General features: G+C 72.1%; 19 protein-coding genes. 7 read left to right on the plus strand and 12 right to left on the minus strand.

Features of this window, described 5'->3' with window-relative positions:
• Window positions 1–146: 146 nt before the first annotated feature.
• Window positions 147–824 (minus strand): hypothetical protein, encoded by a 678-nt coding sequence (locus tag AB0B72_RS29265; protein ID WP_367742348.1) that lies wholly within the window; start codon window positions 822–824, stop codon window positions 147–149.
• Between the two features lie 237 nt (window positions 825–1,061).
• On the opposite strand from AB0B72_RS29265, the gene AB0B72_RS29270 reads away from it, so the two are divergent.
• Together AB0B72_RS29270 and AB0B72_RS29275 are read left to right on the plus strand one after the other, a co-directional pair.
• The gene (locus AB0B72_RS29270; protein ID WP_367742349.1) at window positions 1,062–1,562 is read left to right on the plus strand and encodes a hypothetical protein; all 501 of its coding nucleotides are present in this window, start codon (window positions 1,062–1,064) and stop codon (window positions 1,560–1,562) included.
• 325 nt (window positions 1,563–1,887) lie between these two features.
• A complete protein-coding gene (locus AB0B72_RS29275; protein WP_367742350.1) occupies window positions 1,888–2,016 on the plus strand; it encodes a hypothetical protein in 129 nt (42 codons plus the stop codon).
• Window positions 2,017–2,030: 14 nt separating this feature from the next.
• Here AB0B72_RS29275 and ligA read toward each other — a convergent pair whose 3' ends face one another.
• Window positions 2,031–4,175, minus strand: coding sequence for an NAD-dependent DNA ligase LigA (gene ligA, locus AB0B72_RS29280; RefSeq protein ID WP_367742426.1), 2,145 nt, complete (start codon window positions 4,173–4,175; stop codon window positions 2,031–2,033).
• 339 nt (window positions 4,176–4,514) lie between these two features.
• Window positions 4,515–5,525, minus strand: coding sequence for a methionine synthase (locus AB0B72_RS29285; RefSeq protein WP_367742351.1), 1,011 nt, complete (start codon window positions 5,523–5,525; stop codon window positions 4,515–4,517).
• A gap of 19 nt (window positions 5,526–5,544) precedes the next feature.
• On the opposite strand from AB0B72_RS29285, the gene AB0B72_RS29290 reads away from it, so the two are divergent.
• Window positions 5,545–6,177: an MBL fold metallo-hydrolase gene (locus tag AB0B72_RS29290; RefSeq protein WP_367742352.1), complete on the plus strand. Its 633-nt coding sequence runs from the start codon at window positions 5,545–5,547 to the stop codon at window positions 6,175–6,177.
• A gap of 13 nt (window positions 6,178–6,190) precedes the next feature.
• Here the strand turns inward: AB0B72_RS29290 and mnmA are convergent, their stop codons facing one another.
• Window positions 6,191–7,291 (minus strand): tRNA 2-thiouridine(34) synthase MnmA, encoded by a 1,101-nt coding sequence (mnmA, locus tag AB0B72_RS29295; RefSeq protein ID WP_367742353.1) that lies wholly within the window; start codon window positions 7,289–7,291, stop codon window positions 6,191–6,193.
• 117 nt (window positions 7,292–7,408) lie between these two features.
• Here mnmA and AB0B72_RS29300 point away from each other — a divergent pair, with 117 nt between their 5' ends.
• On the plus strand, window positions 7,409–8,449 hold the full coding sequence (locus AB0B72_RS29300; RefSeq protein ID WP_367742354.1) for a DUF695 domain-containing protein: 1,041 nt from the start codon (window positions 7,409–7,411) through the stop codon (window positions 8,447–8,449).
• Window positions 8,450–8,469: 20 nt separating this feature from the next.
• On the opposite strand, the gene AB0B72_RS29305 is transcribed toward AB0B72_RS29300, so the two are convergent.
• Complete coding sequence (locus tag AB0B72_RS29305; RefSeq protein WP_367742355.1) at window positions 8,470–9,624, minus strand: cysteine desulfurase family protein; 1,155 nt, start codon at window positions 9,622–9,624, stop codon at window positions 8,470–8,472.
• A 104-nt stretch (window positions 9,625–9,728) separates the two neighbouring features.
• Here AB0B72_RS29305 and AB0B72_RS29310 point away from each other — a divergent pair, with 104 nt between their 5' ends.
• The 3 genes from AB0B72_RS29310 (at window position 9,729) to AB0B72_RS29320 (ending at window position 12,453) form a co-directional block, all read left to right on the plus strand.
• On the plus strand, window positions 9,729–10,220 hold the full coding sequence (locus tag AB0B72_RS29310) for a TetR/AcrR family transcriptional regulator (RefSeq protein ID WP_367742356.1): 492 nt from the start codon (window positions 9,729–9,731) through the stop codon (window positions 10,218–10,220).
• 176 nt (window positions 10,221–10,396) lie between these two features.
• Entirely contained in the window at window positions 10,397–11,587 is a 1,191-nt protein-coding gene (locus tag AB0B72_RS29315; RefSeq protein ID WP_367742357.1) for an MFS transporter, read from the plus strand.
• A gap of 80 nt (window positions 11,588–11,667) precedes the next feature.
• Window positions 11,668–12,453, plus strand: coding sequence for a rhomboid family intramembrane serine protease (locus tag AB0B72_RS29320; protein ID WP_367742358.1), 786 nt, complete (start codon window positions 11,668–11,670; stop codon window positions 12,451–12,453).
• A 127-nt stretch (window positions 12,454–12,580) separates the two neighbouring features.
• Here the strand turns inward: AB0B72_RS29320 and AB0B72_RS29325 are convergent, their stop codons facing one another.
• The 7 genes from AB0B72_RS29325 to AB0B72_RS29355 all read right to left on the minus strand — a co-directional run bounded on the left by AB0B72_RS29325 (window position 12,581) and on the right by AB0B72_RS29355 (window position 22,712).
• Window positions 12,581–13,534, minus strand: coding sequence for an electron transfer flavoprotein subunit alpha/FixB family protein (locus AB0B72_RS29325; RefSeq protein ID WP_367742359.1), 954 nt, complete (start codon window positions 13,532–13,534; stop codon window positions 12,581–12,583).
• 10 nt (window positions 13,535–13,544) lie between these two features.
• A complete protein-coding gene (locus tag AB0B72_RS29330) occupies window positions 13,545–14,324 on the minus strand; it encodes an electron transfer flavoprotein subunit beta (RefSeq protein ID WP_367742360.1) in 780 nt (259 codons plus the stop codon).
• A 283-nt stretch (window positions 14,325–14,607) separates the two neighbouring features.
• On the minus strand, window positions 14,608–16,092 hold the full coding sequence (locus AB0B72_RS29335; RefSeq protein WP_367742361.1) for a serine/threonine-protein kinase: 1,485 nt from the start codon (window positions 16,090–16,092) through the stop codon (window positions 14,608–14,610).
• A 38-nt stretch (window positions 16,093–16,130) separates the two neighbouring features.
• The gene (locus AB0B72_RS29340) at window positions 16,131–18,092 is read right to left on the minus strand and encodes a serine/threonine-protein kinase (protein ID WP_367742362.1); all 1,962 of its coding nucleotides are present in this window, start codon (window positions 18,090–18,092) and stop codon (window positions 16,131–16,133) included.
• 11 nt (window positions 18,093–18,103) lie between these two features.
• On the minus strand, window positions 18,104–20,473 hold the full coding sequence (locus AB0B72_RS29345) for a protein kinase (RefSeq protein WP_367742363.1): 2,370 nt from the start codon (window positions 20,471–20,473) through the stop codon (window positions 18,104–18,106).
• A 106-nt stretch (window positions 20,474–20,579) separates the two neighbouring features.
• Window positions 20,580–21,143: a YbaK/EbsC family protein gene (locus AB0B72_RS29350; RefSeq protein WP_367742364.1), complete on the minus strand. Its 564-nt coding sequence runs from the start codon at window positions 21,141–21,143 to the stop codon at window positions 20,580–20,582.
• On the minus strand, window positions 21,144–22,712 hold the full coding sequence (locus tag AB0B72_RS29355) for a flavin monoamine oxidase family protein (protein WP_367742365.1): 1,569 nt from the start codon (window positions 22,710–22,712) through the stop codon (window positions 21,144–21,146). It lies immediately after the preceding gene.
• Window positions 22,713–22,722: the final 10 nt, after the last annotated feature.

The raw sequence follows: 22,722 nt of genomic DNA on the forward strand, positions 1-22,722 counted from the left end.
CGTACGGCACGCAGGGCGTTCCATTTCTCGCCGAGCCATTCCATCGCTTCGTGAGGGGCCGGATGCGTTTCGCCGGCACCCGATGGCATGGCCGGTCGGCAGTTCCTCGTGTTCGAGCGGGAAGGCGGCGTCAGGCAGGCCCTCGCTCATGCCCCGGGCGTACTCCCGCTCGGGCGTTCGGGCGCCCCCTCCGCATGCCCGGTTCGGGTCGTTTCCAGGTACTCCCGCAGACCTTCCAGATGTTTCTTGAATATCTCGGCGGCCCGGCCCTTGTGCCGCTGCGCGGGACTGCGCGAGATGATCATGTCGGCGGCCTGGGCTCTGTCCAGGCTTCTGGCGAGCTCGATGCCCTCGTCCGCCAGGTCGCCGGCCCGCTCATCATCCTGTGCCGCCTCCGCGAGCACGCTGGGCGCGAAGTAGTAGAAACGCAGGTCCCGCCGTTCCGGAGGGAGAAGGGTGAGCTCGCGGTGGAGCTCCGCGAGCTCCTCCAGAGTCCTGACCGCATCCTCCCGCAGGGACGCGCGGAGCGCGCCAAGGGCGAACCTCTCGCCGGGATGCGCCTCGATCACCTTCGTCAGCATCTCCGCCGCGGCCGGATGCTCATGGTCGTCGTAGAACTGCAGGTTCTCCCGCGCGTAGTGGAGGACCCGCTTGTCGCCCTGCGCCCTCGGGTCGAGCAGGGCCTCCATGATCACCTGCCGTACGTCCTCGGGGTCCAGATCGTAGCCATACCCCTCATCGAGGTCATCGTCTTCATCGAGGCCATGGTCCTCATCGAGGAACTCGTCGAGAGCGAGGGGGTGGAAGAAGCGCTCTGGAAGCATCACACGAGCTTTCCATGCCCACCCGATGCCGGACGTGCGTTTCGGCTCCGTAGCCCGGTGTCACCGGATTCACCTCCCGGTCCCAGTACGGTCCGGATACATCCGACCGACACTCACATTCCGGGCTTGAGCAACCGGGGAGCAGGAAACTATCTGTGACGATACCTTTACGCTGTGCTTACTGCCTGCGTTGACGAGAGCCTTCGTCGCCGCCCTCACGACGACAGCGTTTACGCGATGGCTGCCGTGATCATAGATTCCGCCGATCATGAGGGCGTCCGCGCGGATCTGGAATCTCTCCGTACAGGCAAGAGCCGCCGCCTGCACTGGCGTGAGGAGTCCTCAACGCGACACCTTGTCATCTGTGAAGCGATCGCGCGCATGCCCCTGCAAAGCCTTGTCACCATCCACATATTCAGCAGAGGCGTCCCCTACGAGCGAGCGAGGCGCCTCTGTCTGGAGAGGCTTCTGCACGAACTCGACCAAGCCCGGGTCGGCCTGACCACCATCGAAAGCCGTTCGGCCAAGATGGATCGCCTCGACCTCTTGCTGATCATGGGGATTCGCAAAGCGAAGCGCCTCTCCGACACCATCAGGGCCATCTGGCAGTACCCCGAAGAAGAGCCACTTCTTTGGGCCGCGGATGCGGTGGCAGGAGCCGTGACCTGGTGGCTGGACGGCCGGTTCGACGGTTTCAACGCTCTGACGGGGCGCACCCACCTGGTATTCATCGACTGAGGAAGCAAGACAGCGCGAAGGCCGGGCACCCGATTCCATCGGTAGTCCCGGCCTCACTTCCACCACCCACCGGGGGCGGGGCAACACCGAGCATGCCTCACCGAACGTGTTCGAGCAAGTGCCCATGAGTGACGGCCAGTATCCGGCTTCACCCCGAGCCACGAGCGACACGCAGGCCAAAGATCCAACGCCGTCCAATAGGCGGCGAGAGCACGAAGGGCTGACGCCCGTATCCATAGACTGAGACTGGCCGGCAGAGGGCTCGATCAAGTGGCTGGAGAACGCGTCGTTCGGGCGGCATGAGTACGAAAGCCTGGTGTGTGACATGCTCGCCGTCCCGGGCACCGACTCCACGACTCCTCTGGTGACCGTTTCACGATGCGGAGTCGCCGGCGACCTGCCACTCGCCGCGCACTGGGCCCCGGAGGACCTGCTGGCCGCCTGGCAGTCATAAGTGAAGCTCTGGAGTCACTCCTCAGGGGTGACGGCGACCTCGCGGGCGGCCTCGGGGCCCTGGTCCAGAAGTGTGCGGAAGCCGCTCTCGTCGAGAATTGGCACGCCGAGTTTGACCGCCTTGTCGTACTTCGAGCCGGGGCTCTCCCCCACCACCACGAAGCCGGTCTTCTTCGACACCGAGCTGGAGACCTTGCCTCCCCGGCTGCTGATCGCCTGCGCCGCCTCGTCCCGGCTGAAGCCCTCCAGCGTGCCGGTGACGACGAACGTCAGGCCTTCGAGCGTCCGCGGCCCCTCGTCCGGCGCCGGCTCGTCGGCCATGCGGACGCCGGCGGCCTTCCACCTGTCGACGATCTCCTGGTGCCAGTCGACGGAGAACCATTCTCTGATCGTGGCCGCGACGCGTGGCCCGATGCCCTCCACCGCGGCCAGCTCCTCCTCAGAAGCGGCGGCGATCGCGTCGATCGAGCGGAACTCCGCGGCCAGCGCCCGGGCCGTGGGCGGGCCGATGTGCCGGATGCTCAGAGCCACGAGCACCCGCCAGAGCGGCGCCTGCTTGGCCTTCTCCAGCTGCTCCAGCATCTTCTCGGCGTTCTTGCTGGGGGCGCCCGAAAGGTTGGCGAAGAACGAGACGACCTTCTGCTCGCCCGTCTCGGGGTCGGTCTTCGGCAGCCCGTTCTCGGGGTCGCGGACGATCGACCGGATGGGCAGCAGGCGTTCGGCGGTGAGGTCGAACAGGTCGGCCTCGGTCCGCACCGGCGGCTCCTGGGGTGGCAGAGGCTGGGTGAGCGCGGTCGCCGCCACGTATCCCAGCCCCTCGATGTCGAAGGCGTTGCGCCCGGCCGCGAAGAAGATCCGCTCGCGGAGCTGCGCGGGACAGGCCCTGGCGTTCGGGCAGCGCAGATCGGCGTCGCCCTCCCGCTCGTAGGCCAGCTCGGTGCCGCACTCCGGGCAGTGGGTGGGCATCACGAACGCGCGCTCGCTACCGTCCCGCAGGTCCGTCACCGGCCCGACGATCTCGGGGATGACGTCGCCGGCCTTGCGCAGGACCACGGTGTCGCCGATGAGCACGCCCTTCCGCGCGACCTCGGAGGCGTTGTGCAGCGTGGCCCGCTCCACGGTGGACTGGGCCACCACGATCGGCTTCATCACGCCGTATGGGGTGACCCTGCCGGTGCGGCCCACGCCGACCTGGATGTCGAGGAGCTGGGTGGTGACCTCCTCCGGCGGGTACTTGTACGCGATGGCCCACCGGGGCGCCCTGCTGGTGGAGCCGAGCTGCCGTTGCACCGGGATCCGGTCGACCTTGACCACCACGCCGTCGATCTCGTACTCGGGATCGTGGCGGTGCTCGTTGTAGAAGGCGATGAAGTCACGGATCTCGTCGAGGCTCCCGACCACCTTGTACCGGTCGCTGACCGGCAGCCCGAAGCCGGCGAGCCGCGCGTAGGTGTCCGACTGGGTCACCGGCGGCTCGGCGCCCTCCCACTTCCCCACTCCGTGCACGATCAGCCGGAGCGGGCGCTGCGCCGTGACCCGCGGGTCCTTCTGCCGCAGGGAGCCGGCGGCCGAGTTGCGCGGGTTGGCGAAGGGCGGCTTGCCCGCGTCCATGAGCTGCTCGTTCAGCCTCTTGAATCCCTCGACGGGCAGGAAGACCTCGCCGCGCACCTCGATCAGGTCGGGCACGTCGTCCCCGGCCAGGCGGTGCGGCACATCGTCGAGCGTGCGGATGTTGGGGGTGATGTCGTCGCCGGTGCGGCCGTCGCCACGGGTCGCGCCCCGGACCAGGCGGCCCTTCTCGTACACGAGGGCCACGGCCAGGCCGTCGATCTTGAGCTCGCACAGGTACGGCCCGGGGTCGGCCTCGATCAGGCGCTCGGCCCGCGCCTGCCAGGCCGCGAGGCCTTCGTCGGTGAAGGCGTTGTCGAGGCTCTCCATCCGCTGGAGGTGGCTCACCGCCGCGAACTCGGTGGAGACGGGCGCTCCCACCTTCTGGGTGGGCGAGTCGGGAGTCCGCAGGCTCGGATGCTCCTCCTCCAGCGCGACGATCTCCCGCATCCACGTGTCGTACTGCGCGTCGCTCACCGTCGGGGAGTCGAGCACGTAGTAGCGCCAGTTGGCCTGATCGATCAGCTCCGCGAGCTCGGCGTGCCGCTCCAGCGCCTCCGGCGGCGCGCTTTCGGCCCCAGCCTCGGCCTCGACCCCGACTTCGTTCACCTGTTCGGCCACGTCGACCTCTCCCCTCGTCAACGACCCAGGGAAACCGTATCTCCGAGCACCGACAGAGTCTCCCCTGGCCGGAGGACGCGCGGGAGCCGCGCCGAGGACGGGCCCGGCTCCCGCCGATCCATTCCGTCGGGGGCCCGCACCAGACCATGGCGGGCACCCCGTCAAGGAGTGATCGACGCCTACGGTAGACCGCTCACGGCGGGCTTTCATCCGGTTTTGGAACGCTGCAGCGTACGGGTCCCCGACACGCGGCGGCGTACGGACCTCCGGCTATTCGCCCGGGTCCTCCTGGAGCACCCGGGCCGCCTCCCGGCACCGGGCGAGCGCGGCCTTGGCGTACGCGGGCGAGGCGCCGGCGAGACCGCACGACGGAGTGAGCACGACCTGAGTGGCGAGGCGGGCGGGTGCGAAGCCGAGCCGCCGCCACAGCTCCACCGCCGGCGCGGCGACGACGCCCTTGTCCGGCAGGCGCGCGTCCGTCCCCGGGACGACTCCCAGGAAGAGGGCGATCCCCTTCTCGACGGCCTCTCCGACGTGGTCCTCCTCGCGCCGCCGCAGCCGCGAGGCGTCGAGCGAGATCCCCTGAGCCCCCGCCGTGCGGATGACCTCGATGGGCACGCCGGACGCGCAGCAATGGACGATCGGGAAGGCGCCGGCGGCCGACACGGCGGCGATCACGGCGGCGAGCCGATCCCTCGCGACGGTGGGCTCCACGGCGGCCAGACGCCCGAAGCCCGACGCGGTCGGGACGGCACCGGCGAGCACACCCGGTAGCCCGGGCTCGTCGAGCTGGACGACGAGGCGGGCCCCCGGCACCCTGCGCCGCACGTCGGCGACGTGCTGGGTGAGCCCCTCGGCGAGTGACTCGACCAGGTCCCGTACGGCTCCCGCGTCGGCGAGCATCTTGTTCCCGTACCGCAGCTCGACCGCCCCGGCGAGCGTCCACGGGCCGCAGACCTGGATCTTCAGGGGGCCCTGGTACCCCTGCGCGATCTCCTCCAGGCCGTCGAGGTCGCGCGCCAGGTGGTCGCGGGCCCGCTTGTGGTCGCGGCCGGGCCGGTCGGCGAGCCTCCACCCGGAGGGCTGCACCTCGGCAGGCAGCTCGACCAGCAGCGACGCGGTCCGCCCGATCATGTCGGCGCCGACGCCGCGTGCCGGCAGCTCGGGGAGGAAGGGCATGGGCAGCTCGCCGAAGGCCGTGCGCAGCGCCTCCAGATGGTCGTCGCCCGGGTACGACCCCACCCCCGAGGCTGTGGCCTCGACCCAGGGAAACTCGTTCACGGCCACTAGCTTAGGGACTATGAAACTCACCAAACTCGGACACGCGTGCTGGCGGCTGGAGAAGGACGCCTCGACGCTGGTCATCGACCCGGGCTCCTTCAGCGGAGAGGGCCTGCTCGACGGGGCGGCCGCGGTGCTGATCACCCACGAGCACTTCGACCACGTCGACGCCGGGCTGCTCAAGGCGGCCGGCCCGGCCCTGGAGGTCTACACCTGCCAGGCGGTGGCCGACCAGCTCGGCGACATCCCGGCGACGGTGCACGTCGTCCGGGACGGGGACGGGTTCGACACCGCCGGGTTCTCGGTCAAGACGATCGGCGAACTGCACGCGAAGAACCACCCCGACGTGCCCCAGGTGCAGAACGTGGGCTTCCTGGTGGACGAGGAGGTCTTCTACCCCGGCGACGCGCTGACCCTGCCCGGCGTCGAGATCCCCACGCTGCTCGTGCCGACGAACGCACCCTGGCTGCGGGCATCGGACATGATCCTCTACCTGCGCGACGTACGCCCCCTCCGCGCCTACTCCACGCATGACGGGCTGGTGAACGAGATCGGGCAGATGCTGATCGACAAGTGGCTCGACGGCGAGGCGGACGAGCAGAAGGCCGATTTCCGCCGGGTGCCGGTCGGCGAGTCGGTCGAGATCCCGTAGCCGACCGGATCTGTCAGGCCGCCGAGGCGATCGTGGCGGACCCGATGACGGTGTCGCCGTCGTAGAGGACGGCGCCCTGTCCCGCCGCGACGCCCGCGGCCGGCCTGTCCAGCTCGATGTGCAGCGTGCCGCCGGACAGCTGGGCGCGGCAGCCGTACACCTCGCCGTGCGCGCGTAGCTGCACCGCGCAGGTGATCGGCTCGTACGGCTCCCGCACCGGCCCGTTCCAGACGGGCCGCTCGCCCACGACGGCGCGCACCTCCAGCGACGCCCTCGGGCCGACGGTCACCGTGTTGGTCACCGGCTCGACGGACAGCACGTAACGCGGCCGCCCGTCGGTGGCCGGGCGGTCCATGTGCAGCCCCTTGCGCTGCCCGATCGTGTAGCCGTACGCGCCCTGGTGGGTGCCGACCACGTGCCCGGTCAGCGCGTCGACGATGGGACCCTCCGCGGCGCCGAGCCGCTCGGCCAGGAACCCGCGGGTGTCCCCGTCGGCGATGAAGCAGATGTCGTGGCTGTCGGGCTTGTCGGCGACCATGAGCCCCCGGCGGGCCGCCTCCTCGCGGACCTGCGCCTTCGTCGAGCCGCCCAGCGGGAAGATCGCGTGGGCGAGCTGCTCACGGGTCAGCACGCCCAGCACGTACGACTGGTCCTTGCCCTCGTCGACGCTGCGCCGCAGCACGCCGCCGTCGAGACGCGCGTGATGGCCGGTGGCGACCGCGTCGAAGCCCAGCGCGAGCGCCCGGTCGAGCACCGCCTCGAACTTGATCTTCTCGTTGCAGCGCAGGCACGGGTTGGGGGTGCGGCCGGCGGCGTACTCGCTGACGAAGTCCTCCACCACGTCGCGATGGAACCGCTCGGCCATGTCCCAGACGTAGAAGGGGATGCCGATCACGTCGGCGGCACGCCGGGCGTCGCGCGAGTCCTCCAGCGTGCAGCAGCCGCGCGCGCCGGTCCGGTACGACTGGGGGTTCGACGACAGCGCGAGGTGGACGCCGGTGACGTCGTGCCCCGCCTCGGCGATCCTGGCGGCGGCGACGGCAGAGTCGACCCCGCCGGACATGGCGGCGAGGACGCGGAGCCTGGGTGTGCGGAGCCTGGGTGTGGGAGCCATAGCCCTTCCGAGATTACCCGTACGGCGGGCTCGCCCCGGCCCTCGCCCTGGGCCTGTGGAAAACCCGCTCCCGGCGGCGTTGGCACCCGGCCCGGCGAGCTGGGAGGATACGGGGCCATGCGACTGTTCGGGCGCAAGGACCGGCCTGCTGAGCAGGCGGAGGCCATCGCCGGCTTCTGGACCTGGTGGGCTGAGGCCCGCCCTCAGATCGACGCGCAGGTGGAGGTGGAGGACGCCGGGGCGCTGGCGGAGATCATCGGCCCCGCCGTCGACGCCCTGGATCCCGGCCTGGTCTGGGAGGTCGCCCCCGGCGGCACGGCGCGGCACGCTCTGGTGGTGACCGCCTCGGGAGACCCGGAGCTGCGTCCGTTCGCGCACCGGTGGGCCCTCGCCGCCCCGCCCGCCGACGAGCTGTGGGAGTTCCATCCGTCTCGCCAGGCCAACCCACGCGCGGCGGAGCTGACGGTCGACGTCGGCGGGCGCGAGTTCGGGCTGGACCGGCTGGTGATGGGCATGCGGGTGCCGCCGGGGAATCCCCGGGTGGATGTCGCCGCCTTCCACCCGATATTTCCGGATATCGAGGATGAGACGCGGATGGAGGCGACACTTCTCGCGCTCGACTGGCTGCTGGGCGAGGACGAGGTGGCCCGCTGGATCGGCGACATCGTCGCGGCCGAGTTCGAGCCGATCGACGCCATCGCGGCCGCGCACCTGCCCGCCGTGGTCGCCGACGTGGCCGCCGGTTTCGCGGACGAGCAGTGGGCGCTGCTCGAAGGGCGGACGGCGAGCGGAAAACCGATCACGGCGGCGGCCCGCTACCCGCTCCGCCCGGTCGACCACCCGCTCAACGACCAGCACATCGCGATCACCCTGCCCTACCGCGACGCGGACGCCGACGGCCTGCCCGCCGACGGGCCGTCGAAGGCGCTCGCCGAGTTCCAGGAGCGCCTCGGCGGCCGGATCGGCTCGCTCACCTCCGCCGTGCTGGCCGCTCACGTCACCGCCGAGGGCAGCCGGGTGCTGCACGTCTACGCCGACCCGGCGGCCGAGTGGACGCCCGTCATCAAGGAGCTGGCCGCGACCTGGCAGGAGGGCAGGGCCAAGGTGGACGTCGCCGACGATCCCTCATGGGGGGCCGTGGCGCTCTTCCTCACCTGACGCGGGCTCAGCTCAGGGGCTCAGCTCAGGCCGGCCCGGCGGGCGCGCTCCACGACGTGGCCGATGACCTCGGCCACCCGGTCCACGTCGGCCTCGGTGCTGGTGTGGCCCAGGGTGAACCGCAGCGACCCCCGGGCACGAGCGCCGTCCCTGCCCATCGCCAGCAGCACATGGGACGGCTGGGCGACGCCCGCCGAGCACGCCGATCCGGTGGAGCACTCCACGCCCTTGGCGTCCAGCAGCATGAGCAGCGCGTCGCCCTCACAGCCGGGGAAGGAGAAGTGCGCGTTCCCCGGCAGCCGCTCGACGGGGTCGCCGTTGAGCAGGACGTCCGGCACGGCCTGCCGTACGCGGACGATGAGATCGTCGCGCAGAGACGACAGCCGCGCCGCGTTGGCGGCCTGGCGATCGACGGCGGTCTGCACGGCGGCGGCGAAGCCGGCGATGGCCGGCGCGTCGAGCGTGCCGGACCTGACGTCGCGCTCCTGCCCTCCGCCGTGGAGGACGGGAACGGGATCGACGCCGCGGGCGAGCAGCAGCGCCCCGACTCCGATGGGGCCGCCGACCTTGTGCCCGGACACGGTCATCGCGTCGACGCCGGACTCCGCGAACGAGACAGGGAGCTGGCCGACCGCCTGCACCGCGTCGGTGTGGAACGGGATCCCGTACTCGTGGGCGATGGCGGCCAGCACGCGGATCGGCTGCACCGTGCCCACCTCGTTGTTGGCCCACATCACGCTGACCAGCGCGACGTCGCCGGGGTCACGCTCGATCGCCGCGCGCAGGGTGCCCGGGTCGACGCGCCCGTGGTCGTCGACCTCCAGGAGCTCCACCGTCGCCCCGTGGTGGTCGCCCAGCCAGTGGGCGGGATCGAGGGCGGCGTGGTGCTCGATCGCGCTGAGCAGGATCCGGGGGCGCTTGCGCGCCCAGTACAGCCCCTTGATGGCCAGGTTGTCGGCCTCCGTGCCGCCTGCCGTGAACACGACCTCGCTCGGCCGGGCACCCAGCGCGCACGCGATCGTCTCCCGCGACTCCTCGACGACCCTGCGGGCGCGGCGCCCGGCCGCGTGCAGCGACGACGGGTTGCCGACCTGCCCGAGCTGGGCGGTCATGGCCTCGATCGCCTCGGGAAGCATAGGGGTGGTCGAGGCATGGTCCAGATACGCAGTCCCCACGGCCCCTCCCATACGCACGCTCAGCCAAACAAGCGTATAGGGGCTTTTCCCCGCCGCCACCCCCCTGGTGGACACTGTACCGTCCAGCCGGTACAGTAAGGCGCATGAGGAGGGACGAACTGCTCGACGCGGCCGAATGTCTGCTCGATGACCAGGGTGCCCACGCGCTCACCCTGGCCGCCGTCGCCGACCGCGCCGGCGTCAGCAAGGGCGGCCTCCTCTACCACTTCGCCAGCAAGGAAGCCCTGGTCAAGGGCATGATCGAGCGTTTGATCGCAGAGTTCGACGCGCTGGTCGCGGCACAGGACGAGAGCACCTACACCCGGGCCTACCTGGCGGCCACCTTCGAGGCGGTCCAGTCCGGCCGGCTGAGACGCTGGGCCGTGGTCACCGGGGCCGCGGGCGATCCCGCGCTGCTCGCGCCGATACGCGAGGCGCTGGCGCGCTGGCACCTGTACGGGCTGGACGAGGAGCCCGACCCTGCGACGTCCCGGATCGTACGCCTGGCGTGCGAGGGTGTCTGGGAGGTCGCGACCCACTGCCCGTCGATCGTCGACTACTCCGAAGTCCGGCGCAGGCTGCTCGACCTGCTGTGACGCCACCGCGGCACCGCTGAGGCGCCGCGCGCCCCCCCTTCGCCCTCGTGCGTTTCGCCCTCCTCCCCCCCGGCTGACCGTTGTTGGTGGTCGCCCTTCCGGCTGTCCGGCCGTAAGGGCGACCGGCTGGTGTGTGCCCGTCGCACCCGATGCGAAACCCGTGAAAGGAATCTGTGATGACCCGCGCCCTGAGGACGGCCCGCAATGGGACGATCCTCACCTTCGTCCTGGCCGGTCTGCTGTGTGGAACGTTCACCGTCCGCGTTCCGGCGCTGGCCGAACGGCTCCGCCTGCCGGAGTCGTCGGTCGGCCTCGTCCTGCTCTTATGGGGGATCGGCGCGCTCGTCACCATGCAGCTGATGCGTCTGGTCATGGCGAGGGTCGGCAGTCGCGGCGTCCTGCGGGCGGCCGCCCCCCTGAGCGCGGCGTCGCTGGGGCTCGTCGCCGTCGCGCCGTCCTTCCCCGTGCTGCTCATCGCGGCCATGATCTTCGGCATGGCGTTCGGCGCGCTCGACGTCGCCATGAGCGCTCAGGGCTCCACGGTCGAGCGCGCGTACGACAGGCCGCTGATGAGCGGGATGCACGCGGGATGGTGTGTGGGCGCCATCTCGGCGGGGCTGCTCGGCACGGCGGCCATCGCCACCGGGCTGTCCTTCACCGCGCACCTCCTGATCGTGGCGCTGGCGTCACTTCCCGCGTCGGTCGCCCTCAGCCGCACCTACCTTCCCGACGCCGCGTCCGGCAACGCCCCCGAGGGACGCCGGGGCAGGCTCCCCGCCGTCGTCTACCTGCTGGGCGCGGTCATGTTCGCCGCGTTCATGGTCGAAGGCGTCGTCGCCGACTGGAACGGCCTGTACCTCATCGGCACGCTCCGCGCTCCCGAGGCGCTCGCCGCGCTCGGCTATCCCGTGTTCGAGGCGGGCATGCTGGTCGCGCGGCTGCGCGGCGACCGGCTACGCGGCCGGTACGGCGCGCGCCGCCTGATCGTCTTCTCCGGAGGCGCCACGGCGGTCGCGTTCCTGGCCGTCATCGCGGCGCCCTCCGCGCCGGTGGCGGTGGCGGGGATGTTCCTCATCGGCCTCTCCGTTGCCACCATCTCGCCGATGACGGTGTCTCTGGCGGGCACCGCCACGGCCGACCCCGGCCCGGCGATCGCGCAGGCGGGCGCCATGGGCTACGCGGGGCTCCTGCTGGGGCCGGTCGTCATCGGCTTCCTGTCCGCGGCGGCCTCCCTGCGGGCGGCCATGGGCACCGCGGTGGTGCTCGGCGTCCTCATCGCCGTCGCCGCCCGCTTCCTGCCCTCCTCCCGTACGGCTCCCGCCGAGAGGCCTGCCCCCGCGGAGGAGCAACTCCAGCTGGCGGCCTGACGCCCGGCAGGACAATTGTCCGGCCGAGGGAAGGACATGACGATCTGCCGGGGACGGCGGCGGAGCGGGATGATCGGGAGGTGCGGATTCGCCCCTTCCCCTTCCTGACCGCCGCCGTGGCGGCCGTCACGGCGGTGCCAAGCCTCGTCCAGCTCGCCGACACCGCGTTGCTCGGCGCCTTCCGGCGTGATCCCGCGCTCGTGCGTACAGGCGAGTGGTGGCGGCTCGCCACCTCGCTCGTCTTCCAGGACGGCGGCCTGCTGGGCACGGCCTTCAACCTCGTCACCCTGCTCGTGATCGGCACGATGGCGGAGCGGGCCCTCGGCCGCGGGCGGTGGCTCGCGCTCTACCTTGCCGGAGCGGCCGCCGGTCAGGTGGCGGGCATGCTGTACGGCACGGCGGGAGCGGGCAACTCGATAGCCGTGTGCGGCCTGGCGGGCGGCGTCCTCACCGCTTTCCTCGCCCGCTCACGAGCGGCCGACGCGACGCCGGGGCGATCGGACGCCACGCCGGGGCGATCGGACGCCACGCCGGGGCGATCGGACGCCACGCCGGGGCGATCGGAGACGGCGCCCGGCCGGCTGGAGGCGTCGGTGGCCGCCTTCTACTCGGCGGTGGTCGCCACTCCCGCCTTCGGCGACTCCACGGCGGCGGTGGTGGCGTCCGTGGTGGTGGCGTCGGCCGGGACCCAGCTCGTCGCGCACAGGGATCGGCTGCCGCGGACGACGTTCCCCGCTCTCGCCCTCGCCGCAGGAGTCGTCCTCACCGCGCTGTCCGATCTGCACGGCCCGGCACTGCTGGCCGGCCTCGGGATGGGCGCGGTACTCACACTCCCCCAGGCCACCCCTCGGCGTACCCGGATGTGACAGACGTCCGAGCGGCGCCGAGGTGCGGCGCCGCTCCGGACGGCGAGACGAGACGAGACGAGACGAGACAACGGAACGGCAGGACGAGGCGACGAGACTGCGAGAAGGAACGGCGGGGCGAACCGCGCTACTTGCGCTTCTCGATCTCTTCGGTGAGCTGCGGGACGATCTGGAAAAGGTCCCCCACGACGCCGAAGTCCGCGATCTCGAAGAGCGGAGCCTCTCCGTCCTTGTTGATGACGACGATCGTCTTGGAGGTCTGCATCCCGGCCCGGTGCTGGATGGCGCCGGAGATGCCCGCCGCGACGTAGAGCTGCGGTGAGACGGTCTTGCCCGTCTGCCCGACCTGGAACTGGTGCGGGTACCAGCCGGCGTCGGTGGCGGCCCGTGAGGCGCCCACCGCCGCCCCCAGGGAGTCGGCCAGCTTCTCGATGATCGAGAAGTTGTCCGCGGAACCGACGCCCCGCCCGCCGGAGACCACGATCGCGGCCTCGGTGAGCTCCGGACGGCCGCCCTTCTCCTGCGTGACCTTCTCGACGATCTTGGCGGCCCTGGCGGCGTCCGACAGGGTGACCTCCACCTTCTCCTCGGCGCCGGCGGCGGGAGCCGTGACGGGGGCCGTGGCGTTCGGGCGGACCGCGATGATCGGAATGCCCTTGACCACCCGGCTCCGGACGTTCACACCGCCACCGAAGATCGACAGCTCGGCGACGAAGCCCTCCTCCACGCCCACGGCGTCCGTGATGACGCCGGAGTCCGTCTTGATCGCCAGGCGGCCGGCGACCTCCTTGCCCTCGCCCGTCGCGGCGACGAGGACGCCGGCCGGCGACCGCTCCGCCACCAGCTGGGCCAGCAGCTCGGCCTTGGGCGCCACGACGTACTGCCCGATCTCCTCGCTGTCCGCCACGTAGATCTTCTCGGCGCCGTACTCGGCCAGCCTGGCCTTGGCGGTGTCCGAGTAGCCGGGGCCCGCCCACACCGCCGCCGGGGCGCCCAGCGACCGGGCGAGCGTCAGCAGCTCGAAGGTAACCTTCTTGATCTCACCGTCGACGTGGTCGACGAGAACCAGAACCTCACTCATCCCAAGCCCCTCAGACGAACTTCTTCGACGCGAGGAACTCGGCGATCTTCGAACCGCCGTCGCCCTCGTCCTTGATGACCGTGCCGGCCGCCCGCGGCGGAGCCGGGGCGAAGTCGACGACCTCGCTCCACGCGCTGGCGAGGCCGACCTGGTCGAGCGCGATCTCCGCGTCCGCGACGCCGAGCGTCTCCACCGGCTTCTTCTTCGCGGCCATGATGCCCTTGAAGGACGGGTACCGCGGCTCGTTGATCTTCTCGACGACCGACACGACCGCGGGCAGCGAGGCCTCGACCCTGTCGTGGCCGTAGTCGGTGAGCCGCTCGACGGTGATGGCCTGGCCGTTCACCTCGACCTTCCCGGCGAGGGTAAGCTGCGCCACGCCGAGCCGCTCGGCCAGCATCGCGGCCAGCATGCCGGTGCGGGCGTCGGTCGACTCCGAGCCCAGGACGACCAGGTCGAAACCGATCTTCTTGAGGGTCTGGGCGATGGCGTAGGAGGTCGACAGCGCGTCCGAGCCGTGCAGCGCGTCGTCGGTCAGGTGGACCGCCTTGTCCGCGCCCATCGCGAGGGCCTTGCGGATGGTCTCGGTGGCCCTGGCGGGGCCCATGCTGAGGACGGTGACCTCGCCTCCGTGGGCCTCCTTGAGCCGCAGCGCCTCCTCGACCGCGTACTCGTCGAGCTCGTTCACCACGCCGTCGGCGGCGTCGCGGTCGAGCGTCTTGTCATCGGACCTCAGCTTGCGCTCGGTCGCCGTGTCGGGGACCTGCTTCACGCAGACGACGATGTTCATGGCCGGTGGCCGACCTCCCGTTTCCGTACGGCTGACGCCGCGGTTCTCGGTACGTGGCGCGGGGCACGCGCACGCCGTTCAGACTGCCAGGTGCTCATGGGCGCGATGACAGTGGGTGGCCCGGGGTGTGGAGCTCTCCCTGGTCCCCCATCGACATGTTACCCATCGGTAGCTTGGACGCAAACTTCCCGGTCGTACGGCCGGGAACTCCGGCGCGTGACTCCACGCCGCGTCCGTTCCACGATACCGAGCTTTGTTCCATAACCGGCCCACGCGGCGGGTGTCAGCTCGCGACGACCAGGGCGACGAGCAGGAACAGGACGGTGCCGACCGCCAGCAGCAGGGTCCCGGTGCTGAACAGCGTGCTGAGCAGGGCCCATACGGCCACCACTCCCACCCCGCCGACCACGTCCACCGCCACCCGGGACCGCGACCGGGCCACCAGCCCGAAGCCGGCGTCGATCAGCAGGGCGATGCCGTACAGGACGAGCAGGAGCAGTGAGACCTCGGGCAGGTTGTGCCGCGCCGCCGCGGCGAACAGGCCGACGACGACCGCGGAGCCGATCACCCAGCGGCGGTGGACCTTCTGGCGGTGCCTGGCGCGGGCGTCCGGCCCCGGCCGCCTCCGCTCACCCGGCCGCCACTGGCGGGTGACCGCCTCGTCGATGCCGCCCGCCCCTGTCATCTCGTCCTGCCACGGCCGGTCCAGGTCCGCGGGCGGCACGCCCGGCGGGAGCGGGTCGCGGGAGGCGAGCGGATCGGCGTAGGAGGCGCGAACGCCCGGGACCGGCTCGCCCGCCATGGGCGCTCCCCTGCCCGGCGCTCCCCTGCCCGCGCGCCGCCGCCCGTCCCGCCCGTTCCGCCGGTCGTGCCACCGCCCGCCTGAGCGCTCATCCAGTTGCCCGTCCGGCTGCCCGCCCGGCTGCCCGTCGCGCCGCTCATGCCCAGGCGGGGCGGCGGCATGGAGGCGGCCGGTGAGCTCGTCCGCCGCCGGCCGCGCCGCGGGATCGGTCCGCAGGCAGCGCTCCAGCAACGGCGCCAGCCAGGCGGGGACGCCGGACAGGTCGGGCTCCCGGTGGACCACCCGGTAGGCGATCGCCGCCGCCGGTCCGGTCCCGTACGGCTGCCGCCCCGACGAAGCGAAGGCCACGGTCGCCGCCCAGGCGAAGACATCGGCCTCGGGACCGGCGTCCCCGCCCTCCAGCACCTCGGGGGCGAGGTAGCCCGGAGTGCCGACGACCGCACCCGACGCCGTCACCGAGGCCGACTCCAGCGCGCAGGCGATGCCGAAGTCGATCACGTACGGCTCGCCGTCCGCGATGATCACGTTGGCGGGTTTGAGGTCCCTGTGCACCACCCCGGCCGCGTGGATGGACTCCAGCGCCTCGGCGAGGCCGGCCGCCAGCCGCACGAGGTCGCCGTCCCGGGCCGGCCCGTCCTTGGCGAGGACGGTGCTCAGCGCCCGGCCCTGGACGTAGCGGGTGACGATGTACGGCCGATCGCCCGTGAGCGAGGCGTCGAGCACCTCGGCCACGTGCCGCCCGCGCACCCGGCGCATGGTCTCCACTTCCCGCGCGAGGCGGGTGAGGGCGAAGGCGTCCGAGGCGACGTGCGGGTGGAGCACCTTGACGGCGACCGTGTGGCCGTGGGGATCGAGGGCGAGGTGCACCTCCCCGAACCCGCCGGAGCCGAGCGTCGAGACCAGGCGATAGGGCCCCAGATGGTGGGGCGCGGACTGATCGGGCGAAGCGTGCTCCGGCGAACCCATAACGCTCCTCCTCGCGCTCCGGGGCGTCGGCCGCCCGGTCAGTTCCAGAAAGTGAGGAAGCCCAGGCCTATCTTGTCCATGATGTCGCCGATCACGCCGCCGACCAGGTTGACTACCGTGTCCTCACCTTTTCGTCGGAGATCCGTGACGATGTGGTTGATCGCCACGTGCGGCGGGTCCCACGGCGCCCACGAGGCGTCGGCCGACAGTGCGGTCATCACCGCGAACAGGGCCACCGTGCCGACCGCGATCGTGACGACCATCCCGGCACCGGGGCTGCGGATCACCGCCGTGAGCGTCCGGGCGACGGCCTTGCGCGGAGCGCCCCCGCCGGGAAGCACGAACAGCCCGCCGACGAAGGCCCCGGCGGCGTACGCGGCCGCCGGGTCGGTCGGCAATCCCACGGGCTTGACCAGGACGCCCCACACGCACATGGCGAACATCGCGGCCAGCGGCACCTGGATGAGCGTGGCCACCCCCGCCTTGATCAGCGCCCACGGCGTGCCGAGCACCACGAGGAGCGGGTCGGCGCCGCTGCCCCTCCCGGCGGCCCGGCGGTCGGCGACGTCCCCGACCAGGTAGTGGCCCACCCGCAGAGTCAACGCCACGACCACGGCGAACAGGCTGACCACCACGGGCAGCATGCAGGCCAGGGCGACGAGCGTGACGAGCAGCAGGGCGCCCAGGATGGGGTGCCCGGCCCGGTAGCGGGGCCGCTGCTCATCCCGCTCGTACGGCCGGGCCGGCGCGGGCGGAGGCGCCTGCCGCCCGGGAACGGGCGACGGGACGCCGCCGGGCGGAGCCGGGTAGCCGGCAACCCGCTGGTCGGGCTGCGGGGGGTGGCCCGGCGGAGGCTGGTACGCCGGCGGGCGCGCGGGCTGGCCGTACGCCGCCTCGCCGTACCCGCCGGAGCCGTACACCGGCAGATTGGGGTAGGCCGGAGGGGGCGCGGCGGCGGCGCGCCTGGGCTTGGGCGCCCGGGGCTCGCGGCGCGGCCGGTCCGGCTCGACGTAGTTCACCGGCGGCAGCAGATCGGAGTAGGTGTGGCCGGCGGGCAGGACGCTGGTGCGGTCCGGCCGGCCGTTCGCCGGCGCCGCGTCGTCGAGGACCCTCGTCTCGCCCGGGGCGTGCCCGTTGACGCCCGTCCCGTCGAGGATCCTGGTCCCGCCGTCGCCGGGCATCTCCCGCAGAGTGGTCACCGAGGGGTCGAGCGTCCGGGTGAGCCTGAGCAGCGACGCGGCGGTGGGGCGGGAGGAGGCCTCGGAGGCGAGGGCCAGCCGCAGCCAGCCCCGCATCCACACCGGCGCGAGGTCGACCTGCGCCTTCCCCTCCAGAATGTTGTAACAGACCGACTCGAACGTGCCCGACCCGAAGGGCGGCTTGCCGGTCGCCGCGAAGAACACGGTGGCCGCCAGCGCGTGCACGTCGGCCGCCTGGGTGATCTCGGAGTCGCGGATGATCTCGGGAGCCAGGTAGCCGGGGGTGCCGACGAACATCCCGGTCTGGGTCAGCCGGGTCGCGTTGACCAGGTGCGCGATGCCGAAGTCGATCACCAGCGGCTCGCCGTCCACGAGCATCACGTTCGCCGGCTTGAGGTCGCGGTGCACGACGTCGGCGGCGTGGATCGCCACCAGCGCCTCGCACAGGCCCCGCGCGATCTGGATGACGTCGGCCGCCGGCAGCGGCCCGTCCTCCAGCACGGTCTGCTCTAAGGTGCGGCCGGGGGCGTACCTCGTCACGATGTACGGCGTGGCGCCCGTCAGGTCGGCGTCGAGCACCTCGGCGACCCGCTTGCTGCGCACCCGGCGCATGGTCTCCACCTCGCGGGTGAGCCGGTCCCTCGCCTTGAGGTCGCTCGCCACGTGCGGGTGGAGGACCTTCACGGCGACCTCGCGTCCCTCGGCGTCCAGCCCGAGGTGCACGACACCCATGCCCCCCTCGCCCAGGCGCCGGAGCAGCCGGTAGGGGCCGATCCTCTCGGGAGCCTCAGTTGCCGACATTTCGTCCCCCGTCACCCATTACCTGCCTGTGATTGCAGATCCCCCAAGCGTGTCACTACCGACAGAACGTCGATGGGTCCCCAGAAGTGCCCTGCTGTCTGTTTACCCAGCACGCTGCTGAGTGCGATCGCCGCCACCAGCACGGCCAGGACGCCGATCCCCAGAGCGGCCCCCTTCGCCGCCCCGCCGCCGGGGAACAGCGACGCCAGCGTCCGCCGCATCTGCCGTCCCGGGCCCTCCACGCCCGGGCCCGCGCAGACGGTCCACAGGGCGACGGCGATCCCCCAGCTCAGCGCCGCGAGCACCGGCATCGACCCGACGAGCACGGTCAGCAGCAGCGTGACCGGCAGGCCGAGGACCAGCGCGTACGGCACGAGCGCGATCGTCACGCCGATCGACTTCACCAGAGCGGCCGGCTGGCCGAGCACGCGGATCACGTCGGTGGCCGCCGCCCCCGCCGGGCGGCGGGAGGCGAGCTGCGGCTGCGCGATGTCGGCCGCCCTCAGCAGCACGGCCACCGGTAGGGCGAGCATGCACACCAGCAGAGGCGCGATCACCGCCAGGCAGGTCATGACGACGAGCAGCAGCGCGCTCGCCACGCCGTACGCCTTGGAGCGCTGGAGGAGCACTCCCGCGGGGAGAGGCGAGGGCGGCACGGTCGGCGGCGGCACCCGGACGGTCGGCAGGAACGGCGCCGGGCTCTGCTGGTGGATGTGCGGCGTCTGCTCGTAGATCTCGGCGGCCTGCTCGAAGAAGGCCTGGTCACGCGGGGTGCCCGCCGCCTGGCGGAGCTCCTCGGAGGTCACCCTCCGGGTCGGGATGTCCTTGTCGGGACGGCGCATCGGCGTGTCCCAGTCCGACGGCGGCGCCGATCCTGGCCCGGCCGGACGAGCGGCGGACGTGGGCGGCATGGAGGCGGCGGGCGGGGCCATCCAGGTGGGGACGTCGCCCTCGGAGGGCTTGAGAGGCATGGGGGGCTCGGGGGAGCCGGGGGTGGCGGAGGGCGTGGAGACGCCGCGCGAGCCCGCCGGGTCGAAGCGGGTGGCGATGTCCCCCTCGGGCCGTCCGGGCGCGGGCTGCGGGGGCGCGCCACGGGAGCCGGGCTCGAACCGGGTGGGTATGTCGCCCTCGGGCCGGACGGGACGTGCGGGAGCGCTGTCGGCGATCCCCGCCCTGCGCAGGTCCTCTCCCGTGACACGCACCGTCGGGAAGGGGTCGCCGGGATGGCCCGCGGCCGGGGTGTCCCTCAGCAGCGACACGAACTCCTCGGCCGACGGCGACGGCGAAGAAGACGGCGGGGTGGCCACCGGGGCCACCGGCGGGGCGACGAACGGGATGCCGCCGGGCGAGGCATGCGCGGAGCCCGCACCACCCGAACCGCCGGCACCCGAACCCGCGACACCCGAACCCGCGACACTCGAACCCTGGCCGCCGAAGGCCGCGGCTCCGGTGGAGGGCATGGGCGGCGAGGAACGTCCGTGCGGGCCGGAGGCGCCGGGCCGGTCGAAGTCGGGCACGGGCTGGCCGCTCGTCTCGTCGACGTTGGGCACGGTGGTGATGTGGTCGGGCACCCTGGGCGGGCCACCCGCGGGCGGCATCAGCTCGGCGACCCGGCGCACCAGCTCGGCCGCCGTCGGCCGCCTGGAGGGATCCCGGTGGAAGGCGGCACGCAGCACCGGCTGGAGCGGCGCGGGCGCGGCGACCACATTGGCCTTGCCCGACGTGATGTTGAAGAAGATCATCTCCAGCGTGCCCTTGCCGAACGGCGGCAGGCCGGTCGCGGCGTACAGCAGGGTGCCGGCCCAGGCGTGGACGTCGACCTCGGGCCCCGCCTCGTGGCCCTCGATGATCTCCGGCGCGAGGTAGCCGGGTGTGCCGATGAACATGCCCGTCTGGGTCAGCCGGGTGGCGTCCACCGCCTGCGCGATGCCGAAGTCGATGAGCACCGGCCGGCCGTCCAGCATGAGCACGTTGCCGGGCTTCAGGTCGCGGTGGATGACCCCGGAGGCGTGGACGGCGGCGAGCGCCTCCGCCACGCCCCTGGCCACCTTGAGCAGGGCGTCGAGGGGCAGCGGGCCGTCCTTCTTGATGATCTCGTCGAGCGCCCGGCCCGGCACGTACCGGGTCACGATGTAGGGCCGCTGCCCGGTCACGTCGGCGTCGACGACCTCCGCGATGTGCGGGTTGCGCACCCGGCGCATGGTCTCCACCTCGCGCGACAGCCTCCTGCGCGCGACGTCGTCCCCCGCCACCTCCGGGCGCAGGACCTTGACGGCCACCTGCCTGCCGTGGGGGTCCAGAGCAAGGTGGACCACGCCCATGCCGCCCTCACCGAGCCGCCGCAGCAGCCGGTACGGACCAAGTCGGTCGTCCTGATTCATTGCGTAAGCACCATACCGACTAAAAGAACGCCCATGAGTGAACCATCGCGCCACATTCCTGCTCAGCACAACGTCGCGGAAGGGCACGCGGTTTCCCAGGAGACGGTCAAATGGTGAGCGCCAGGACCTCCCCGCGCGTCGCCTTGACCAGAGATTCGCCGGAAAGTGCCAGCTTGGACCGGCGCAGGCCACTGCCGATCACGACGAATGAGCGCCTGGTCACATTTTCGTCAACGAGCACCGGCCAGCCCTCCGGGAGCCCCAGGGGCGTGATGCCGCCATACTCCATGCCGGTCAGCTCCACGGCCTCCGCCTGCGGCGCGAAGGACGCCTTGCGCGCCTCCAGGTGACGGCGGACCACGCCGTTGATGTCCGCCCGTCCGGTGGCGAGCACCATGACGGCGGCGTACCGGATCTCGCCCCCGCGCTTCGCGCTCACGATCACGCAGTTGGCCGAGTCCTCCATGGCGACGCCGTACCGCTCGCAGAACGCGGCCGTGTCGGCCAGCTCGGGGTCGATCGCGGCGACGCGCGCGCCGAGCCCGCCTTCCTGTACGGCCTGCCGGACGGCCCTGGCGACCGGCTCGGCCAGCAGGTCGGGGCGGTCGGCGGCGGGGACCCAGTCGAGAGGCACGTCATGGGGCTCGCCGATGGGCTCGTCGATGGGCATTCAGCTCTCCTTCACTACGCGCTGGTGCAGATCGGTGACCGCGGCGCGGGCGGACTCCAGGGCTCCCGCCTGCCACGCGATCAGGTACGTCAGCCAGTCTCCCGCGAAGTAGACCCGCCCGGCGGGCTTGCGCAGCAGGTTGAACTGGGCGTCGTAGGAGGGCCAGGCCACCCAGGCGCCCTCGATGTGCGGCTGGCCGGCCCAGGCCACCGACACGCTGGACAGCAGGTCGTTCCGGTAGTTCTCGCCGTGGATCTTCATGCCCTGGAGGAGCGCCCGGCGCTGCCGTTCGAGGTGGGGCAGCCGGGCGTAGGCGTCGGCGTCGTCTCCCAGGTTGTAGTACCCGACCAGCAGCCCGCGTGAGCCGTGGAAACCGTACGACGGGTACCAGATGTGCGAGATGTCCATGTCGGTCTCGGTGATGCCGCCGTAGATGCGCTCGTCGATCTCCCACCAGCGGCGGCCGTACTCAAGCCCGATCTTGCCTCCGGAGACCGGGACGGGCGTGCGCAGCGCGGCCACCACCCCGGCCTCCAGGTTGCCGGGGATCCGGGCGAGCACGTGGGGAGGCAGCGCGGCCACGCAGTAGTCCGCCCTGATCGAGCCGCCACTGTGGAGGACCTCCACCCCGTCGGGCAGGTTCGTGATCTTCTTGACCACGGCCGAGGTCCGGATGCGGTCACGGCCGACGGCGTCGGCGAGCGCCGCCGCGATGGCGTCCATGCCGCCGACCGGCTGGAACATCGGCGAGGCCTGCTCGTAGCCGAACGGGAAGGTGATCGAGCGGCCGAGCCCGTAGTTCAGCACCTCGGTGAGGGGAGGCGGCGTCCCGAGCGGCGCCGGCGGCAGCATGCCCGGGTTCGACCGCAGGCCCCTGCGATCGGAGCCGGTGTAGGTGTGGCTCCTGCCGATGTCGCCGAACTCCGACAGGAAGTCGAGCAGCACCTCCTTGTCGCCGGGGGTGAGCCGCCGGTCGAGCGCCCCGGTGTCGGTGGCCTTCGCCAGGAGCTCGCTGAGGTACCCGTAGGTGTCGGCCCGGGCCGTACGGGCGCGGACCGGCGCCTTCATGCCCTTGTTGTAGACGTAGGCGGAGGAGTTGTCGTTGACGAACGGCTCGATGGGGACGCCCAGCTCCCGGCAGTAGTCGAGGGTGACCATCCACTGGGCGATCCGCGCCGGGCCCGCGTTGAAGTACACGCCGTCGCCGAACTTCACCTGCTGGGTCTGGCCGGAGATCTCCGCCACCCGGTCGCCGCCGCGCAGCGTCATGCTCCGGCCGCCGACGCGGTCGCGGGCCTCCAGGATCGTGCAGTCGTAGCCGGCCTTGCCCAGCTCGTACGCCGTGGCGAGCCCGGCGACCCCGGCGCCCAGGATCACGACGGAGGCCGCTCCCCTGCCGGTCAGCGCGAAGTCGGAGCGCTGCGGCGGCGTGTAGTCCTTGGGCTGCGAGTTGGGAGCCAGCCCCAGCGCGCCCATCGCGGCGTACATCGCCCCCGCGCCTCCGGCGGCGCCAAGCCCCACCAGGAGGGCCCGCCGCGTCAGCACTCCGTCGCGGTCACCCCCGCTCACGCCCCGCCCA

Source organism: Microbispora sp. NPDC049125 (assembly GCF_040802045.1).
Lineage (GTDB): Bacteria > Actinomycetota > Actinomycetes > Streptosporangiales > Streptosporangiaceae > Microbispora.

Coding starts and splice junctions, on each gene's coding strand:
- AB0B72_RS29265 (WP_367742348.1), bottom strand. CDS start 824: ATGCTTCCAGAGCGCTTCTTCCACCCCCTCGCTCTCGACGAGTTCCTC.
- AB0B72_RS29270 (WP_367742349.1), top strand. CDS start 1,062: ATGGCTGCCGTGATCATAGATTCCGCCGATCATGAGGGCGTCCGCGCG.
- AB0B72_RS29275 (WP_367742350.1), top strand. CDS start 1,888: ATGCTCGCCGTCCCGGGCACCGACTCCACGACTCCTCTGGTGACCGTT.
- AB0B72_RS29290 (WP_367742352.1), top strand. CDS start 5,545: ATGAAACTCACCAAACTCGGACACGCGTGCTGGCGGCTGGAGAAGGAC.
- mnmA (WP_367742353.1), bottom strand. CDS start 7,291: ATGGCTCCCACACCCAGGCTCCGCACACCCAGGCTCCGCGTCCTCGCC.
- AB0B72_RS29300 (WP_367742354.1), top strand. CDS start 7,409: ATGCGACTGTTCGGGCGCAAGGACCGGCCTGCTGAGCAGGCGGAGGCC.
- AB0B72_RS29310 (WP_367742356.1), top strand. CDS start 9,729: ATGAGGAGGGACGAACTGCTCGACGCGGCCGAATGTCTGCTCGATGAC.
- AB0B72_RS29315 (WP_367742357.1), top strand. CDS start 10,397: ATGACCCGCGCCCTGAGGACGGCCCGCAATGGGACGATCCTCACCTTC.
- AB0B72_RS29325 (WP_367742359.1), bottom strand. CDS start 13,534: ATGAGTGAGGTTCTGGTTCTCGTCGACCACGTCGACGGTGAGATCAAG.
- AB0B72_RS29330 (WP_367742360.1), bottom strand. CDS start 14,324: ATGAACATCGTCGTCTGCGTGAAGCAGGTCCCCGACACGGCGACCGAG.
- AB0B72_RS29335 (WP_367742361.1), bottom strand. CDS start 16,092: ATGGGTTCGCCGGAGCACGCTTCGCCCGATCAGTCCGCGCCCCACCAT.
- AB0B72_RS29340 (WP_367742362.1), bottom strand. CDS start 18,092: ATGTCGGCAACTGAGGCTCCCGAGAGGATCGGCCCCTACCGGCTGCTC.
- AB0B72_RS29345 (WP_367742363.1), bottom strand. CDS start 20,473: ATGAATCAGGACGACCGACTTGGTCCGTACCGGCTGCTGCGGCGGCTC.
- AB0B72_RS29350 (WP_367742364.1), bottom strand. CDS start 21,143: ATGCCCATCGACGAGCCCATCGGCGAGCCCCATGACGTGCCTCTCGAC.